This window comes from Solidesulfovibrio sp. C21, from assembly GCF_047785625.1.
Classification (GTDB): domain Bacteria; phylum Desulfobacterota; class Desulfovibrionia; order Desulfovibrionales; family Desulfovibrionaceae; genus Solidesulfovibrio.
Map to the genome: position 1 here is coordinate 1 of NZ_JBLODY010000003.1, position 17,973 is coordinate 17,973.

Here is a 17,973-nt window from a genome sequence, read left to right on the forward strand (position 1 = left end):
CCACAAACGCCTGAAGTTGGGATAACTCTTGTCTTGCCATGTTGGTCTCCTCGCCTCGTTTGTGCCCTTGGAGCACGTTCACTGGCACTATCAGCCAGTTTGAGGGTCGAGGCCAACATGGTATTTGGAAAGGGGGCCCGGGGGGATAACCTTTCTTCAGAAAGGTTTCCCCCCGGTCGCATTTTCCCAAGCTCTTACACTTCCTACCGCGCGGCGCGGCCGGTGCCGTGGTACATCTTGGCTTCGGTCTTTTCGGGTTTCTGGGCCAGATACTGGTAGCGCTTGACGCCCACGGCCGCGAATCGGGCCAGGATGGACGACAGGTCCGAGCCGGCGAGGTGCTCGGCCAGGGCTTCGTTTCCGGCCAGACGCGGCGAAAGGGCGTAGCCTGGCCCAGCCTCCTCGTCCGGGGTCAGCCAGATGTCCTCGTAGTGCAGCTCGAAGCCGCCGTCGGGTTCGGCCAGGACGCTATTGAGCAGATCCAGCATGCTGTAGACGAAAAACTTTTGCACGTCGGCCGTGGATTGCGCCCGGGACATGCTTTCCCGGAAACGGGGGACCAGGGTGTTTTCCAGTTTGGTAAACGATGCGATCTTGGTCATGGCGCCTCCTGTGTTCGCGGGTCGTCACTCGTATGTAACACAGGCCCGGCTGCGGCGGTAGGCCGGCACGACGCTTTTCACGGCCGGGCTTTCAAATATCCGGCAGGGGCTTTTCGCGCGGCGGGCCATCCCAGATGCGGTTGAGCAGCCGGCGGGCCTCGACGAGGTCGGGGTTTATGGCCAGGGCTTCGCGGGCGGCGGCTTCAGCCTCGGACAGGCGGTTTTGCTCGTAGTGGACGCGGGCGATGTTGAGCAGCAGATGGTCGTCGTTGGGGGAGAGTTCACGCGCCCTGAAGTAGTACTTGAGAGCTTCCTCGTGGAGGCCTTTCTTGCGCAGGCTGATGCCGAATTCGTTGAAGAGGTGCTTGTGTTTGGGTTCGAAGGCCTCCTCCAACCGCACCAGCCGGTCGAAGATGTAGGTGGCCTTGTCGGTCTTCTCGAGCGACAGATAGACCAGCCCCAGTCCGAAATTGGCCCGGATGTTGTCCTCGTCGATACGCTTGATTTTGAGGTATTCCTGCTCGGCGTTGCCGTATTTGGCCGTGGACCGGTAATGGTCGCCCACGAGCAGCGGCTGGCTGAGGAGCCGGTAGCTCAGGTCCGGTTCCAGATGGTAATCCTCGAAGAGTTTGTTCCGGGATATGGTGAAGGGCTGGCCCTGGGGCTTGAAGTCCATGTCCAGGCTTTGCACCTGGAACTGCCCGGACTCCAGTTCCTTGACGAACCAGTAGGTTTCCGAAAGGGCGGCATGCTTTGTCGTGCCGAAACCGACCTTGATGGTGGTTTTGCGGGAAAAGATGCCGTTTATGCGGTTTTCTTGCTCCATGTCGCGCCGCGGGAACCGGTCAGGAGTCCATGGCCAAGCCGTCCCGTCCGGAAGGGCCCCGGGCCGCGCCGTTTGATCCGCCGAGGGAATCGTATTGCTTGGCCCGAAGCTTGGCAAGCAGGCGCTTGGCTTCCTCGAAATTCTGGCGCAGGGCGGCCGCCTGTTCCAGATGTCCTATGGCCGCGTCGTAGTCCTTGGAGAAAATGCAGGCCTTGGCGATGTTGTAGTGCAGGTTCTCGTCGTTGGGCGTCAGCGTCAGGGCCTGGGTGTAGGCATGGAGCGCGCCCACGTAGTCACCCTTTTTGCGTAGGTCGATGCCCATGGTGTTGTAGGGATTGACCGCGTCGGGGTTGGCTTGGAGTATTTCGGCGAAAAGCTCCTTGAGTTCGTCGAGGCGGTCCTGCATGGCCAGTATGGCTGCCGATTTGTCCAGGCAGGCCCGAAAATCCGCCTCGTCGCCCTTGCCCTTGTAGGCGTAGGCCATGCCCTTGTAGGCTTCGGCGTACATGGAATTGAGGGCAACGGCCTTGTTGAAGGCCAGTATGGCTTTGCCGAATTTCTGGCGATGCAGGTAGTCCATACCCTTGTTGAAGTAGATCGTGGCTTCGTTTTCCTCTTCCACCAATTCGTTGTATTCGCTGATGGCCTCGTCGAAACGGCCTTGCGCGACCAGCTCGTTGGCTGTTTCGAGCTGGGCCGATTCGATGCTGTCGCCGTGCATGGAATCGAAGGCCATGCGCAGATGCCGCTCGAAGGTTTGCAGGGAATAGGGACGAATGACGTAGCCGTTGCAACCGGCGGCGATGGCGTCGATCACGCTTTGCAACTGGCTTTCGGGTGTGACCATGACCGCCGGCAAAAGCGTGGTGCGCGCCGCCTTGCGCAGGGTCCGCAGACAGGCGCTGCCGGTCATGCTCCTGACGGTCGCGTCGATGAGCAAAAGCTGCACGTCCTGCCGCCGTATCGACTCCAGAACGTCCTCCGGATCGTCGAACACCTGGATGCTTTTGACGTTGAGCTTGACCAGGCATTGCTTGTCCCGCGCCGCATGATGCTGGTTGTTGGTCAGTATGGCGACGGATATTTCGCTTTTATCCATGGTGGCTCACGGGGACAAGCTGGAAACGTTGCAACGTTTACGGGCAAGGCGGCGATCGGGGACGGTCATCAAACGCGCTTGCACCGGATGCAAACGGAACATGGCGGAAACGCAAAAGCCTGTCAGCGCGATGTCGCACGCACCGGGAACGGGACGGCATCCGGAAATATTGCCATGCAGGGCAGGGGATGCGGTCATGCGGTCCGGCTGCTTCAAGGGGAACGCCACACTGCGGCGCTTTCGCCTGGGAAAACAGGGCTGCCCGAAAAGCCTGCGGTTGCCTACCATGCCTCGGTCTTGAAACCAAGGGCCATGACGGGTTCATGGTTGCGGGACAGCGGTTTTTTTGCTTGGTTGCCGCGACCAGCCCCCGCCCCCGCCGCCACCCCCACCTCCGCCGTCGCCGGAGCTTCCCGAACGCGACCCCGGGGCCTTGGCCGCGTCGTTGTAATAGCGGCGGGCAAGCTGTATCTCGTTTCCAATGGCCCTCTCCAAAATGCCGCGTTCGTGGTCCAAAGAGCCTTGGACCGTGGAGACGAGATCGGGAATCGGGCCCGCGCGGCGTTGCAGCGGCGCGTCCATGCCGCTTTGGGCCCTGCGGCCAAGTTGCGGCCGTGCGCCGGGCCGTTGTAGAGGACGACGAGCCAGGCGCCGGCCAAATCGAGGATCGCTGCCGGAATGGCCCAATACGGTTCTCCTCGAAACGGGGCTGGCGAGCGGGGCGGTCTTTTATCGTATACAGGAATCACGTGGTGTTGGGCAACGGCCCAGGCACGCGGACAAGGGCGCACGCGCCGGCGAGGTGGAAATGAGCGTGATCGGCTTATGGCGTGACGGGAAGGCGGGCGGCGCTCTTGCCGCCGGTTTGGAGGCGGCGGGTTTTTCCGTGCGGTCGGTGACCAATGCGGCCTCCCTGCCCGGGGACTGCCAGGGATTGGTGGCCGATCTGGCGCTCCTTGACCGGCATGGCGACACCGTGAGGAGCCTTCGCGCCGCCGATTCGGACGGTTTTCCGGTCGTGGCCGTGCTGCCGGACGGGGGCGACGAGGCAACGGTCGTCCGGGCGCTTACCGTCGCCGACGAGGTCGTGCGCGAGCCGGTCGGGTCGGCCGAGCTGGCCGCACGGCTGCGCCTGCTTTCGGCCTTGCGCCGTTGCCGCGTCGAGGCGCGCGAGGAAAAGGCCGTGCTGGCCTGGAAGGTCAAGACGCTTGGCTGCCTGGCCGATGTCCATGCCGTGATCCAGCGCTTCGACCAACCTCGGGAAGCGCTTTTTCGCGGCATCGCGGCCTTGATCCCCCCGGCCATGACGCGGCCGCTGGCCGCCGGGGCGCGCGTTCTGGCCGATGGTCAGGCCTTTGCCTCCCCGGGATTTACGCCGGGGCCGTACAGACTGTCGTTTCCTCTGGCCCGGTCCGGGCAGCCGGACGCCGCCCTGGAAATCCATTACGCCGACGCCGCTTTTTCGCCCGAGGAGACGGCACTTGCGCGGGTTGTGGCCGAACGGCTTGAACGCACCCTGATGCGTCTTCGCAGCGACGAAGCCTTGCGCCGGGAGCGGGAATATTCCGCCCTGCTCGTGGATACGCTGCCGGGCGGAGTGGTCCGGCTGGACAGGAAGGGGGCCATTGTCTTTTGCAACCCCCGGGCCGAGGCTATCCTGGAGTTGACGGCGCGCGGTCCGGGCGCGCTGGCCTACGACGCGCCGGATTTCGCCCCCGAAACCCTCGATGGGCATATCCTGCCGCCGGGCGGGCATCCCTTTGACCGGGTCATGGCCACGGGAAAGCCCGTCTACGACATGGTGCTTTCCATCGCCCGCCCGACGGCCGGGCGGCTATTCGTGTCCGTCAGCGCCGCGCCCCTGACCGGCCCGGACGGGGGCCTCGACGGGGTGGTGGCGAGCGTGGTCGACGTCACCGCCCAAAAGGACATGGAACGCCAATTGGCCCATGCGCTCAAGATGGAATCCCTGGGGCAGCTTGCGGCCGGCATCGCCCACGAGATCAATACCCCGGTGCAGTATATCAGCGGCAATCTGGAATTTCTGGCCAAGGCCCTGAGCCGGCTCGTGGAATTGCTCGATGCGCAAAGCGCCCTGGTCCTGGCCTCCCGGGCCGGCGCGCAAGACCTGCCGGAGCGGCTTGCCGCCATGCTGGCCGACGAGGACCTGCGTTTCGTGCTCGAGGAAACGCCGGCGGCCATCCGTGAATCCCGCGAGGGCCTCGACCGGGTGGCGGCCATCGTCGGCTCCATGAAGCGTTTCGCCCACCCGGATATGGAGGGCGCACGGCCGCTCGATGTGGGCGAGGCCATCGACGACGCCCTGGCCGTTTCCCGCAGCGCCTGGAAATACGTGGCCGACGTGGAAACGGACATCGAGGAAGGCCTGCCCCTGGTGCCGTTCGTGCCTGGCGAATTCAACCAAGTGCTTTTGAACATTATCGTCAATGCGGCCCAGGCCCTCGAAGAAAAAAGCGCCGGTTCCGGGGACAAAGGCTCCATTCGCGTCAGTGCCGCCCGCCACGGCGACGCCGTGCGCATCGCCATCAGCGATACCGGGGGCGGCATCCCGGAAACGGCGCGCCCCCGCGTGTTCGACCCCTTTTTCACCACCAAGCCGGTGGGCAAGGGCACGGGCCAGGGGCTGGCCATCGTCCACGCCATCATGATGCGCAACAAGGCGTCTGTGGATTTCATCAGCCGCCCCGGCCAGGGCACGACCTTTTTCCTGACCCTGCCGCTGACCGGGACCGCGCCGATCCAGGCGTGACCCGATGCGGCTTGCACCGCCGGTCTTCTCCCGGTATTGACGCCGGTTGGCGGGGTGACGGCAACGGTCACGCTCGCATCCGGAGGAGACATGAAAGACGGCGCGAGAACCTTCGTCGCCACCTGCACCCGGGATTGCCCCAGCGCCTGCGGCCTGCTGGCCCATGTGGAAGGGGACCGGGTGGTGCGATTGACCGGCAACCCCGACCACCCCGTCAACCGCGGGACGCTCTGCCGCAAGGCCCCGGCCTTTTTGCGCCGGTTTTACAGCCCCGAACGCGTGCTGACGCCGCTTCGTCGGCGGGACGGCTCCTTTGCCCCTGTCACCTGGGACGAGGCCCTGGACGAGATGGCCGACCGGCTGAAGGCCTGCGTGGCCACGTACGGCCCGGAGTCCATCCTTTATTATATGGGCTTTGGCGAGCGCACGGCGCTCAAAATTGTCAATGCGCGTTTCTTTGCGCACCTCGGCGGCGTGACCACCCTGGCCGGCACCTTGTGCGGCGGCACGGGCTACGCCGCCCAAAGCCTCGATTACGGGCCGCGCGTTTCCCACGATCCCCTGGATATCCTAAACGCCCGCACCATTGTCCTTTGGGGCCGCAATCCCGTGGCCACCCAGCCCGGGATCATGGCGCATCTGCGCGAGGCCAAAAAACGCGGCGCGCGCATCCTGCTTATCGATCCGCGTCCGAGTGAATCGGTTTCCCTGGCCCACGAACATATCGCGCCCCGGCCCGGTCGCGACGCCTTTCTGGCCCTGGCCGTGGCCCGGCGCATCGTGGAGACCGGCCGGGAGGACCGGGAATTCCTTGCCCGCCATTGCGATCATCCGGACGCCTACCTGGCGCTTTTGCATCGCTATTCCCTGGAGCAGTTGTGCCGGGCCTGCGACGTGGACGAACGCGTCGTCGACGAGCTGGCCGAGGCCTACGTGGCCGGTCGGCCCACGGCCACGCTTTTAGGCTGGGGCCTGCACCGCTTCACGCTTGGCCACGAGTTGGTGCGGGCTGTCGATGCGCTGGGGGCCGTTTCCGGCAACATCGGCATCCCCGGCGGCGGGGTGTCCCAGGGCTTCGAGGAGTGGGGGCCGTACGACCAGGCAATGTGGGGGGAGGAGCTGCATCCGCCGCGCCGCAAACTCCTTATGCCGCAGATCGGCCGGGAGATTCTGGCGGCCAAGGACCCGCCCATCGAAATGGCGGTCATAAGCGCCGCCAATCCGGTGTGCATGGCCCCCAATTCCAAGCTGGTGGCCAAGGCGCTCGACGCCGTGCCCTTTGTCGTGGACATGAATCTTTTTCTCGACGACACGGCCGACCACTGCGACCTGTTTCTGCCCTGCGCCGCCTTTTTCGAGCAGCGCGACATCGTGGCCAGCTTCGGCCACAACCATGTGGGGCCGCTGGTGCCGGCCGCGCCGCCACCCGGGCAGTGCCGGTCCCAGTTTAACATCTTCATGGACCTGGCCAGGCGCTTTCCCTTTGCCGACGCGTTCGTCAAAACCGACGAGCAGTGGCTGCGGCTGATCCTGCGACCGCTGCTTGCGCAGGGCGTGGCCTGGGATGATTTGTGGAAAGGGCCGGTGCGCATTCCGGATGCCCCCATGGTGCCCTGGGCGGACGGGAAGTTCGCGACTCCGAGCGGCCGGTTCCAGCTTTTGACGGACGTTACGGGCTGCGACGACTGTCGGGAGGCCACACGCTATCCGTACCGGCTCCTCACCCCGGGCATGGCGAAGCATCTGTGTTCCGAGCGGGTGCCGGGCGACCATGGCCGCCCCATTGTGCTGGCCATGGCCGCCTCGGAGGCGACGCGGTGCGGCATTGCCGACGGCGGACCGGCCAGACTGGTCGGGGAGCTCGGGGAGCTTCCCGTGACCGTGCGCCATGATCCGGCCCTGCGCCCGGACGTGGTTTTCTGTGAACGGGGCGGCTGGATCAAGGCCGGGCAGGGGATCAACACGATCATCCCGGATATGGTCAGCGCCGTGGGGCAGGGGACACCCTACTATGAAGCGGTCGTCGACGTGGAGAGGTTGCCGTGATGGTTGCCAGGGAATGGAAATGTCTGTGTCCGCCGGTCCATCGGGACGGTTTTTTGGCCCATCTGGCCGCCACGGGAGTGGCCGAGACGTCGGCGACGCCGGGCTACCGGGGCCATCAGATTCTGACACGCGAGGTCGACGCCATGGTCGAGGTGACGTTCGTCAGCTACTGGGAATCCCTGGCCGCCATCGAGGCGTTTGCCGGCGCGGACATCGGCCGGGCGGTGCTCTATCCCGGGGATGACGCCTACGAAATCGTGCCCGAGACGGTGGTGCGGCACTACGAGGTTGTGGCAGCGACGCTTTAATAAGGTGAAGTCGCGCAAAATGAAGCCGCCCCGCTGGTCCGTGACAGCAGGGCGGCTTTTTCTATGGGAAGTCCAATCCGAGCGGTTGGCAAACCGGCTTTCGGTTAGGGGAGCAAGTGTTCCTCGCAGGCTTCGCCGTTTTCCAGGGCGTCCAGAATCTCGTCCACCTTGTCCTCGCTGTCGATGCCCCGGTACCACCAGTTTGTGGGCATCACGACAACGATCGGCCCGTCTTCGCACTGCTTCATGCAGCCCGTGCTCACGACCCGGGCGTCGATGTCCCGGTCGAGAATGCCCTCTTCAAAGTACCCCAGCAGGTCGTGCGAGCCTTTTTTGTGGCAGATGCCCTTGGCCTCGCCTTTGACGCGAAAGCTTGCGCAGACGTTGATCAAGTATTGCGGCTTTTCGATGGCCATGCGTCTCGTCTCCTCTCCCTTGAAGTTTCGGTTCCGTTACATTTGCAGTTCGAAGCGGGTCTCAGGGGCGTCGCGGTCCTGGCGATCCATGATGGCGGCCAGGATTTTTTCCAGAAGGCGCATGCCGCCGGAGTAGCCGAAGGTCGGGAAGTACTGGTGTCCCACCCGGTCGAGGATCGGGAAGCCGTGACGCAGAAGCGGGATGTCCTCGTCGCGGGCGATGTACTTGAGGTAGGTGTTGCCGATGAGCAGGTCGACCGGATCGTTCTTGATCCACTGGTGCAGCAGGTACATGTCGGCCTGGGGACCGCACTTGTACTTGCAGTCGTAGGGCACGTCCTTGGTCAGCTCGGCCATGCGGTCCTCGAAGTACTTGCCGGCCGTGCCGGACACGACGTAGGCCGGAATCATGCCCAGCGTGACGAGCAGCTCGACCAGGGGCAGCAGCTGGTCCGGATCGCCGGCCAGGGCCACCTTCTTGCCGTAGAGGTACTGGTCGTAGTCGGAGATGATGTCCACGAGCTGGCCGCGTTCGAAGGTGATGGCGTCGGGCACCGCTTTGCCGGTCAGCTTGTGCAGGGTCTCGATGAACCGGTCCGTCGCCTGGAGGCCGATGGGCATGCCGAGGATGGTGCCCGGCACCTTGAAATCGGCGTCGAGGTAATTGACGGCGTCGGTGGTGGCCCAGCGGCCAAGACCGATGGTGCCCATGGAGTCGCCCATGGTAGCGATTTCTTCCTTGGTGGCGCCGCCCTTGGGGAACATCTCGTACTTGCCGGTCATCGGGCCGTTGACCACGCCGTTGGTGTCCGGGACCATGATGATCTCGATGCCCATCATCCCGCACAGGCGACGGAGTTCGGCCATGTCCGACGGCTCGCAGAACCCGGGGATGATGTTCATCTTCCCGTTGGGGGTCCCGGTCTTGGCGACGAAGCCCTTGAGGATGCCCTTGACCATGTTGGAGTAGCCCGTGATGTGGGTGCCGACATAGCTCGGGGTGCTGGCGTAGATGAGGACCTTGCCCTCGGGCACCTTGCCGTCGTCCATGGCCTTCTTGGAGATCTGCCGCAGGTCGTCGCCGATGGTCTCGGACAGGCAGGTGGTGTGGACCGCGATGATCTCGGGGTCGTAGAGAGTGAAGATGTTGTCGATGGCCGCGATCAGGTTCGACTGACCGCCGAAGACCGAGGAGCCTTCGGTGAACGACGAGGTGCCGGCGACGATGGGCTCCTTGTAATGGCGCGTCAGGGTGGAGCGGTGGTAGGCGCAGCAGCCCTGGGACCCATGGCTGTGGGGGAAGCAGTTGTGCACCCCGAGCGCGGCGTACATGGCGCCGATGGGCTGACAGGTCTTGGCCGGGTTGACGGTGAGCGCCTTGCGTTCCTTGATCTCGCCGGTGGTGTGTCTGAGGAGAGCCATAAATACGTTCCTTCTCTAGCGAAAAGCTTGTTTATTCCGCCACGTAGCTGGCTTCGAGTTCAGGCCCTTCGGACTGCCAGGGCGCTTTGGTCAGCGACCAGATCTTGGAATTCACCATGCGGTCGATGTCCCGGTACCAGTTGATGGCTCCGACAAACCCGGCGTAGGGACCGCCGATGTCATAGTTGTGCAGTTGCTTCATGGGCATGCCCATCTTCTGGATGATGTATTTTTCCTTGATGCCGGCGCAGAAGATGTCGGGCTTCATGATCTCGATGATCTTTTCGGTCTCGTACTGGCTGATGTCGTCGATGATCAGCGAGTCCTTGGACATCTGGCCGATCATGCCGTCGTAGTCCTTGACCTCGACGCCCTTGGCCTTGAGCGCCTCGAGCTGCTCGGGCGTCTTGCGGGGCTTGTAGCGGGTCGCGTCCTGCACGACTTCCAGTTCCTCGATATTGCGCGAGTCGGCGTCGACCTTGATCTTGGACATCACTTGGCGGCCTTCGTAGTCGTCGCGGTGGGCGAACTCGTAGCCGGCGCACAGGACCTTCATGCCCAGTTCCCCGAACAGCTCCTGGTAATGGTGCGCCCGGGAACCGCCCACGAACATCATGGCCGTCTTGCCTTCCGTGCGGGGGCGGATGTCCTTGATCGCCGTTTCGATCGCGGGCATCTCCTCGGCGATGACCTGCTCGACCCGGTCCATGAGCTCCTGATCCTCGAAGTAGGTGGCGATGCGGCGCAACGACTTGGCCGTGGCATGGGCGCCGATGAAGTTCACCTTGATCCAGGGAATCCCGAATTTGGTTTCCATCATTTCGGCCACGTAGTTGAGGGAGCGGTGGCACATGACGGTGTTGAGGTCGGCGAAATGGGCCTCGCGGAAGGATTCCACCGTGGAGTTGCCGGAGAAGGTGGCGATCAGCGTGATGCCGCACTTTTTAAGGATGCGCTCGATCTCGAAAGCGTCGCCGCCGATGTTGTACTCGCCGAGGAGGTTGATCTTGTATTTGCCCTCCACCGGCGTCTCGCCCGTGCCGATGATGTGCTTCATGATCTGGTTGTTGGCGATGTGGTGGCCGGCGGACTGGGACACGCCGCGGTAGCCCTCGCAGGAGTTGGCGAACACGGTGATGCCGAGCTTTTCCTGCATCTGCCTGGCCACGGAGTGGATGTCGTCGCCGATGAGGCCGACCGGGCAGGTGGAGAAGACGGAAATCGCCTTGGGATGGAAATTGTCGTAGGCTTCCTGGATGGCCGCGGACAGCTTCTTCATGCCGCCGAACACGATGTCATGCTCGGTTAAGTCCGTGGAGAAGCAGTAGGGGATGAAGTTGTCCCCGTCGGGGCCGGCGTCGGTCTCGTTGCGGCGGGTCAGCCAGGAGTAGAAGCCGCAGCCGATGGGGCCGTGGGTCAGGTTGACGATGTCGCGGGAGGGACCCAGCACGACGCCTTTGCAGCCGGCATAGGTGCAGCCGCGCTGGGTGATGATGCCCGGAACTGTGCGGACGTTGGCCTGGATTTCGGGAATTGCCTCGCCACTGCCGCCCGCGCCCGGGACAATGGCCTTGGCCCGCTTGCGCGCGACCTTGGTCGGCATCTTGGCGATCAATTCCTGCTTGATCTCTTCGACGTTTATGGGCTTGCTGCTCATTTGGATGCTTCCTCGTTAGCTCGGTATTGGTCCGGGGACGTCCGCAGGGGCCGCCTAGACGATGGCCGCGTCTCCGTCCTCGCCGGTACGGACCCGGATGGAATCGGAGACGGGCATTACGAATATCTTGCCGTCGCCGGCCTGGCCGGTCTTGTTGACGGATATGATGGCGTCCACGACTTTTTTGACCTCGGCGTCGGGAACGATGACGGACAGGATGCGTTTGGGGTACAGCCGGCCCTTGGTGCCGAGGAGCGCGATGGCCTCCTCGTTGCCGGCGGCGGCGCCTTCGAGCACCGCCTGGTTGACCAGGCCCTTGCCTCGGCCATAGCCCTCGCGGGCCACGAAAGCCGGGATTCCGGAATCGGCCAGGGTTTTCTTGGTCTGGTTCATCTTGTTCATGCGGATAACCGCCATGATTTCCTTCATGACGCCCCTCCTTATGATTCCTTCACACCGGACGAAATGGTGTACATTTCCTCAACGGGGCTCACGAAGATTTTACCGTCGCCAAAGGCTCCCTTGGTTCCGGTGCGGGCGCTTTCCATGATGGTCTTGACCATGAACTCCTTGTCCTTGTCGTCCACGACGCAGATCAGCATCACTTTGGGGATCTCGTCGTACTGGATCTCGCCGATCTTGATGCCGCGCTGTTTGCCGCGTCCGGCCACGTTGAATTTGGTCACGGCCGGGAAACCGGCGTCCATCAGGGCCGCCAGGACTTCATCGCATTTCTCGGGACGAACGATGGCTCTCACCATGGTCTGCATGACTGTGCTCCTTGCGTGCGTGTGTGTAGTGTTCGCTGGATGCGGCGCGGTGACTAGTTGGCGATGCCGAAGTCGATGAGCAGCTTTTCCAGTTCGTTGATGGAAATGGGGTTGGGGATGACGAAATTTTTGTTGCAGTCGATCTTTTTCGCCAGGGCCCGGTACTCGTCGGCCTGGGGATGCTCGGGCGAGAAGTCGATGACGGTTTTGCGGTTGATCTCGGCGCGCTGCACCTGGTTTTCACGGGGCATGAAGTGGATCATCTGGGTGCCCAGGCGCTTGCAGAATTCCTCGATCATCTCTTGTTCCTGGTCGACCTTGCGGCTGTTGCAGACGATGCCGCCCAGGCGCACGCCGCCGGTGTCGGCATACTTCACGATGCCCTTGCAGATGTTGTTGGCCGCGTACATGGCCATCATCTCGCCGGAGCACACGATGTAGATTTCCTCGGCCTTGCCGTCGCGGATCGGCATGGCGAAACCGCCGCACACGACGTCGCCGAGGACGTCGTAGAAGGCGTAGTCGAGGTGCTTGTCTTCCTCGTAGGCGCCGAGCTGTTCGAGCAGGTTGATGGAGGTGATGATGCCGCGACCGGCGCAACCGACGCCGGGCTCGGGGCCGCCGGACTCGGTGCACATGATGCCGCCGTAGCCTTCCTTGAGGATATCGTCGAGATCGACGTCCTCGCCTTCCTCACGCAGGGTGTCGAGGACGGTCTTCTGGGCTAGGCCGTGCAGCAGGAGCCGGGTGGAGTCGGCCTTGGGGTCGCAGCCGACCACCATGACCTTTTTGCCCATTTCCGCCAGACCGGCGACCGTGTTCTGCGTGGTGGTGGACTTGCCGATGCCGCCCTTGCCGTAAATAGCGATCTTGCGCATTTTGTAAAGCCTCCTGCTCCAGAGTGTGATGGAGGCCTTTATGGCAAGAGTCATGCCAGCAAGGGAAAGCCGTGATGCCTTTGATGTAATATACTAATTTTGAATAGCTTATTGGAACATGGCAGGTGGGCGAAAACCGGAGGGGCGGTGTCGGAGACAAAAATGTCGCAAGAAATGCGACAAAAATGTTGTGGTATCGGAGGGCCCGACAGGATTGCCGGCCGGGAGGGTCAGTACCGGACCACGCCGTCGCGGATCACGGCCCGGGCGGCGTCCACGGCGTCCGGGTCGAAGGTCGCGCCCCGGTGTCGGACCAGCTCCGCAAGCGCCGCCTCCACGCCGAGGGCCGGCCGATAGGGACGGTTGGAAGCCATGGCGTCCAGCACGTCGGCCACGGCCAGGATGCGCGCCTCGATGCCGATGGCCGCGCCCGAAAGCCCGCGCGGATAGCCCGAACCGTCCAGGCGTTCGTGGTGGGCCCAGACGATTTCCGCCACCGGCCAGGGAAAATCGATGTCCTTGAGGATCTCGTAGCCGGTCTGGGCATGCTGCTTCATGAATTCCCATTCCAGCCCCACCAGCCGGCCCGGCTTGCTCAAGTAGCGCACCGGCACGTTGATCTTGCCGATGTCGTGCAGTTGCCCGGCCACCCGGATGCCGGCCGTCATGTCTTTGCACAGTCCCATGGTCCGGGCTATGGCCGAGGCCAGGCGGGCCACGTTGTCCTGGTGGCTGGCGGTGTAGGGGTCGCGGAAGCGCACGGTTGTGGCCAGGGATTTGACGGTTTGGTGAAAAAGGGCCCGGGTGTGCGCCAGGTTTTGGCGCAGTTGCTCCTGGGACTGGCGGCGTTCCGTCACATCTTCCATGGAGCCTTCGAACAGCACGATGCCGCCGTCGACGTCGCGTACGGCCCTGGCATGGATCGAGGCGAAGATGCGCGCCCCGTCGGCCCGGAGAAGCTCCACCTCGTGTCCCCGCACCATGCCCGCGGCGTCGAGGGCGGTCCCCAGCCGGCTCCAGTCCGCCGGGGAGGCGAAAACGTGCGCGGCGGCGTTGGACATGGCGGTCAGATCTTCGGGGGCCGGATAGGCGAGCATGCGGGTCAAGGCGATGTTGACCGTGACGAAGCGGCCGCCGGGCGTCATCTGGAAAAGGCCTTCCACGGCGTTTTCGAAAATGCCCCGGTACTTCTCCTCGATTTCGGTCAGCGCCCAGCGCGAGCTTTTCTCGGCCGTGATGTCGTGGATGTAGCCGAAGTAGAAGGTCTCGCCGGCCGGGGACACGATCCGCCGGGCCGATTCCTCGACCCAGATGACGAAGCCGTCCCGGCCGAGCGCCTGGAACTGCCGGCCGGTCAGGTGCCCGTCGCGGGCCAGGATGGAAAGCACCGAGGCGCGGGTGTCCGGGTCCAGGTAGTACTGGTCCGGGGTCGCGGCCATGGCCTCCAGGAACTGCGCCGGGCCGTCGAAGCCGAACAGCACGGCCATGGCCATGTTGGCGTCGAGCAGGTCGCCGTCCGTGCCGCGCAGATACACCGCCAGCGGGGCGTCGTGGAAGAGCAGGGCGCCGCTGTCCATGCCGGCGGCGTCGAGGTCGGGCAATGTATGGTGATCCTGGGGCACTTCTGCCATTTTTGGCTTTTCCGGCTGCGGCTCAGCACAGGAAGCGGCGCACCAGGGCCAGCAGCACTTCCGGGGCGAAGGGCTTGACGATCCAGCCCGTGGCGCCGGCCGAAACGGCCTGTCGTCGCATGTCCGTCTGGGATTCGGTGGTCAGGACCAGGATCGGGGTGAAGCGGGTGTCCTCGCGTTCCCGCAGCCGGGTGATGAGTTCCAGGCCGCCCATTCCCGGCATGTTGATGTCGGTAATGACAAGATCGATTCCGTCGGCGGTTTTTTCCAAGGCGTCGGCTCCGTCCACGGCTTCGGCAATGTCATAGCCGGCTTGGCGCAGCGTCCGGGAGACGAGTCCGCGCACGCTTTTTGCGTCGTCCACCGTCAAAATACGTTTATAAGGCATCGCCGCTCCTTGCCGGACTCGTCCTGGACGCTTATTATGCAATACAATATGGAGCAACGAAGGCCTTGGCAAGCCTTGCCCGGGCATTTCCGACTCTTGGCCGGCGGCGAAGGAAAACCGGTTTTGCCGCGTGGACAGCCCGGATGCGGCTGTGCTATGGCCATCACCTTTACAACTCGCGGGCCCCATCCTTCCTTGCCCGACTCCTGGAGGACTCCAGTTTGAACAGCTTTGCGAAAAATCTCATGCTTTGGGCGGCCATCTCACTGGTCATGGTCGTCCTGTTTAACTTGTTCAACCAACCGCAGCCCCAAAGCGCCAAGCTTTCCTATTCCGATTTCATTCAGAAAGTGAACGCCGGGGACGTGGTTTCCGTCAAGATCCAGGGATCGAAAATCTCGGGCGTCACCACCGGCGGCGGCAAGTTTCTGACCTATTCGCCCGAGGATCCCACCCTCGTTTCCACACTGATGCAAAAAAAAGTCGAGGTCATGGCCGAACCCGACGAGGAGTCGCCCTGGTACATGACCCTGCTCGTCTCCTGGTTCCCCATGATCCTGCTTCTCGGCGTGTGGATCTTTTTCATGCGCCAGATGCAGAACGGCGGCGGCCGGGCCATGAATTTCGGCCGCTCCCGGGCGCGCATGATCACCCAGGAGTCGACGCGGGTGACCTTCGATGACGTGGCCGGCGTGGACGAGGCCAAGGAGGAGCTGACCGAGGTGGTGCAGTTCCTCTCGGACCCCAAGAAATTCACCCGCCTTGGCGGGCGCATTCCCAAGGGCGTGCTCCTGGTCGGCTCGCCGGGCACGGGCAAGACCCTGCTCGCCAGGGCCGTGGCCGGCGAGGCCGGAGTGCCCTTTTTCTCCATCTCCGGTTCCGACTTCGTGGAGATGTTCGTGGGCGTGGGCGCGGCCCGGGTGCGCGACCTCTTTTTGCAGGGCAAGAAAAGTGCGCCGTGCCTCATTTTCATCGACGAGATCGACGCCGTGGGCCGCCAGCGCGGCGCGGGACTCGGCGGCGGCCATGACGAGCGCGAGCAGACCCTGAACCAGTTGCTCGTCGAAATGGACGGCTTCGAATCCAACGAGGGCGTCATCCTCATTGCCGCCACCAACCGTCCGGACGTCCTGGACCCGGCGCTGTTGCGCCCCGGTCGTTTCGACCGGCAGGTGGTGGTGCCCACCCCCGATGTGCGCGGCCGCCGGCGCATCCTGGAAGTCCATTCGAGGCGTTCGCCGCTGTCCCCGGACGTCAACCTCGATGTGCTGGCCCGGGGCACGCCCGGCTTTTCCGGCGCGGACCTGGAAAACCTGGTCAACGAGGCGGCGCTGCAGGCGGCCAAGGTCAACAAGAACCAGGTGGACATGGCCGATTTCGAGCAGGCCAAGGACAAGGTGCTCATGGGCAAGGAGCGCCGCAGCCTCATCCTCAGCGATGAGGAAAAGCGCACCACCGCCTACCACGAGGCCGGCCACGCCCTCGTCGCCAGGAAGCTCCCGGGTACCGACCCCGTGCACAAGGTGTCCATCATTCCGCGCGGCATGGCCCTTGGCATCACCATGCAGCTGCCGACCGACGACCGGCACAACTATTCCCGGGATTTCCTGCAAAACAATCTGGCCGTGCTCATGGGCGGCCGGGTGGCCGAAGAGCTTGTCCTCGACCAGATGACCACCGGGGCCGGCAACGATATCGAACGGGCCACCACCATGGCCCGCAAGATGGTCTGCTCCTGGGGCATGAGCGAGGTGCTCGGGCCGCTTTCCTACGGCGAGCACGACAACGAGATTTTCCTCGGCAAGGACCTCGTGCACCACAAGAACTTCAGCGAGGAGACCTCGCGCCAGATCGACGCCGAGGTGCGCAAGATCGTGGAATCGGCCTACCGCCGGGCCCGCGCCATTCTGGAGGGCGAGCGCGATGCCCTCGCGGCCGTGGCCAAGGCCCTGCTCGAGCGCGAGACCATCACCGGCGATGATATCGACCGCCTCATGCGGGGCGAGACCCTCCCCCCGCCCGAGACCCCGGCCGGGACGGCGGGCCCGGCGGCCGGGGGCAACGCCTCTCCCGGGCAGGAAGCCGCGCCAGACAGCGCCGCTGGGACGCCGGCCGCCGCCGCTTCGGCGCAGCAGGCCGCGCCCGCCCAGGCGGCTCCGGCGGCTCCCCAGGCAGCCGCACCTGAGACTGCCGCGCCCGAGGCGACCATCGCCGAACCCCACGCCGGCGGCGAGGAATTCACCCTGGAGCCCGACGAGTCCGCGCATCCGGAAAAAAAGCCGGGCGGCGAAGGCCATGGAAACGAACGCTAACACGCTTTGGCGGCTGGGCCGGGGGCTTGCCCTCGACTGCGCGGCCAACCGTATCGCCGGCATTATAAACGTTACCCCGGACTCCTTTTCCGACGGCGGCCGCCACGACACCGCGGCCGCCGCCGTGGCCCACGGCCTGGCCCTGGCCGCCGAGGGCGCGGACATCCTCGACGTCGGCGGGGAATCCACCCGGCCCGGCGCGGCCCAGGTGCCCCTGGAAGAGGAAATCCGCCGGGTGGTGCCCGTGGTGTCCGGGATCTTGCGCGGGCTTCCCGGCGCGCTGGTGTCCGTGGACACCTTCAAGGCCGGCTGCGCCGCCGCCGCCATCGAGGCCGGGGCGGTCATCGTCAACGACATCTCGGCCTGCGCCTTTGACCCGGAACTCACGGACGTGCTGGTCGCCGGCAAGCCCGGCTATGTGCTCATGCACTGCCAGGGCCGGCCCCGAAGCATGCAGGACGATCCGCGCTACGACGACGTGGTCGAGGATATCCTGGCCTTTTTCGAGGCGCATCTTTCCCGGCTCGTGCGGGCCGGCCTGCCCGAGGACCATGTCGTCCTCGATCCGGGCATCGGCTTCGGCAAGCGCCTGGAACACAATCTGGCCATCCTGCGCCGGCTGGACCGCTTCCTCGTCCTGGGCCGGCCCCTGTACATGGGCCTGTCCAACAAGGCTTTCTTCGGGGCGTTCCTCGGCCTGCCGGTGGAAAACCGCGGGCCGGCCACGGCCGTGGCCTCAGCCCTGTGCGCCGCCCGTGGCGCGCGTATCCATCGCGTTCATGATGTGGCCGGGGTCGCCCAGGCCCTGCGTCTGGCCGCGGCCATGGCCGCCTGACGCGACCTCCCCC

General features: G+C 64.3%; 16 protein-coding genes. 5 read left to right on the forward strand and 11 right to left on the reverse strand.

The window, feature by feature from the left end; genetic code table 11:
• Window positions 1–203: 203 nt before the first annotated feature.
• From ACMZ6R_RS01430 to ACMZ6R_RS01440, 3 genes are all read right to left on the reverse strand, one after another.
• Window positions 204–602: a hypothetical protein gene (locus ACMZ6R_RS01430; protein WP_416108941.1), complete on the reverse strand. Its 399-nt coding sequence runs from the start codon at window positions 600–602 to the stop codon at window positions 204–206.
• 91 nt (window positions 603–693) lie between these two features.
• Window positions 694–1,428, reverse strand: coding sequence for a tetratricopeptide repeat protein (locus ACMZ6R_RS01435; protein ID WP_416108942.1), 735 nt, complete (start codon window positions 1,426–1,428; stop codon window positions 694–696).
• 19 nt (window positions 1,429–1,447) lie between these two features.
• Complete coding sequence (locus ACMZ6R_RS01440) at window positions 1,448–2,527, reverse strand: tetratricopeptide repeat protein (RefSeq protein ID WP_416108943.1); 1,080 nt, start codon at window positions 2,525–2,527, stop codon at window positions 1,448–1,450.
• Window positions 2,528–3,335: 808 nt separating this feature from the next.
• Here ACMZ6R_RS01440 and ACMZ6R_RS01445 point away from each other — a divergent pair.
• The 3 genes from ACMZ6R_RS01445 (at window position 3,336) to ACMZ6R_RS01455 (ending at window position 7,651) form a co-directional block, all read left to right on the forward strand.
• Window positions 3,336–5,297: a two-component system sensor histidine kinase NtrB gene (locus tag ACMZ6R_RS01445; RefSeq protein ID WP_416108945.1), complete on the forward strand. Its 1,962-nt coding sequence runs from the start codon at window positions 3,336–3,338 to the stop codon at window positions 5,295–5,297.
• A gap of 90 nt (window positions 5,298–5,387) precedes the next feature.
• The gene (locus tag ACMZ6R_RS01450) at window positions 5,388–7,343 is read left to right on the forward strand and encodes a molybdopterin-containing oxidoreductase family protein (RefSeq protein WP_416108946.1); all 1,956 of its coding nucleotides are present in this window, start codon (window positions 5,388–5,390) and stop codon (window positions 7,341–7,343) included.
• Window positions 7,343–7,651, forward strand: coding sequence for an antibiotic biosynthesis monooxygenase family protein (locus tag ACMZ6R_RS01455; RefSeq protein ID WP_416109137.1), 309 nt, complete (start codon window positions 7,343–7,345; stop codon window positions 7,649–7,651). The genes ACMZ6R_RS01450 and ACMZ6R_RS01455 overlap by 1 nt, the downstream gene beginning before the upstream one ends.
• A gap of 104 nt (window positions 7,652–7,755) precedes the next feature.
• On the opposite strand, the gene ACMZ6R_RS01460 is transcribed toward ACMZ6R_RS01455, so the two are convergent.
• The 8 genes from ACMZ6R_RS01460 to ACMZ6R_RS01495 all read right to left on the reverse strand — a co-directional run bounded on the left by ACMZ6R_RS01460 (window position 7,756) and on the right by ACMZ6R_RS01495 (window position 14,813).
• Window positions 7,756–8,067 carry a (2Fe-2S) ferredoxin domain-containing protein gene (locus ACMZ6R_RS01460; RefSeq protein WP_416108947.1) on the reverse strand — a complete coding sequence of 104 codons (312 nt, stop codon included), beginning with the start codon at window positions 8,065–8,067 and terminating at the stop codon, window positions 7,756–7,758.
• 36 nt (window positions 8,068–8,103) lie between these two features.
• On the reverse strand, window positions 8,104–9,489 hold the full coding sequence (gene nifK, locus ACMZ6R_RS01465) for a nitrogenase molybdenum-iron protein subunit beta (protein ID WP_416108948.1): 1,386 nt from the start codon (window positions 9,487–9,489) through the stop codon (window positions 8,104–8,106).
• Window positions 9,490–9,520: 31 nt separating this feature from the next.
• Window positions 9,521–11,146: a nitrogenase molybdenum-iron protein alpha chain gene (nifD, locus tag ACMZ6R_RS01470; protein WP_416108950.1), complete on the reverse strand. Its 1,626-nt coding sequence runs from the start codon at window positions 11,144–11,146 to the stop codon at window positions 9,521–9,523.
• A 54-nt stretch (window positions 11,147–11,200) separates the two neighbouring features.
• The gene (locus ACMZ6R_RS01475) at window positions 11,201–11,575 is read right to left on the reverse strand and encodes a P-II family nitrogen regulator (protein WP_416108951.1); all 375 of its coding nucleotides are present in this window, start codon (window positions 11,573–11,575) and stop codon (window positions 11,201–11,203) included.
• An 11-nt stretch (window positions 11,576–11,586) separates the two neighbouring features.
• The gene (locus ACMZ6R_RS01480; protein ID WP_416108953.1) at window positions 11,587–11,916 is read right to left on the reverse strand and encodes a P-II family nitrogen regulator; all 330 of its coding nucleotides are present in this window, start codon (window positions 11,914–11,916) and stop codon (window positions 11,587–11,589) included.
• Between the two features lie 53 nt (window positions 11,917–11,969).
• Complete coding sequence (gene nifH, locus ACMZ6R_RS01485) at window positions 11,970–12,794, reverse strand: nitrogenase iron protein (protein WP_416108954.1); 825 nt, start codon at window positions 12,792–12,794, stop codon at window positions 11,970–11,972.
• A gap of 230 nt (window positions 12,795–13,024) precedes the next feature.
• Window positions 13,025–14,425 carry an HD domain-containing phosphohydrolase gene (locus tag ACMZ6R_RS01490; protein ID WP_416108955.1) on the reverse strand — a complete coding sequence of 467 codons (1,401 nt, stop codon included), beginning with the start codon at window positions 14,423–14,425 and terminating at the stop codon, window positions 13,025–13,027.
• 22 nt (window positions 14,426–14,447) lie between these two features.
• The gene (locus ACMZ6R_RS01495; protein WP_416108957.1) at window positions 14,448–14,813 is read right to left on the reverse strand and encodes a response regulator; all 366 of its coding nucleotides are present in this window, start codon (window positions 14,811–14,813) and stop codon (window positions 14,448–14,450) included.
• Between the two features lie 221 nt (window positions 14,814–15,034).
• Between ACMZ6R_RS01495 and ftsH the strand changes: the two genes are divergently transcribed.
• Both ftsH and folP read left to right on the forward strand, forming a co-directional pair.
• On the forward strand, window positions 15,035–17,125 hold the full coding sequence (gene ftsH, locus ACMZ6R_RS01500) for an ATP-dependent zinc metalloprotease FtsH (RefSeq protein ID WP_416108959.1): 2,091 nt from the start codon (window positions 15,035–15,037) through the stop codon (window positions 17,123–17,125).
• A complete protein-coding gene (gene folP / locus ACMZ6R_RS01505) occupies window positions 17,109–17,960 on the forward strand; it encodes a dihydropteroate synthase (protein WP_416108961.1) in 852 nt (283 codons plus the stop codon). Before ftsH ends, folP begins: the two co-directional genes overlap by 17 nt.
• The last annotated feature ends 13 nt before the right edge of the window (window positions 17,961–17,973 follow it).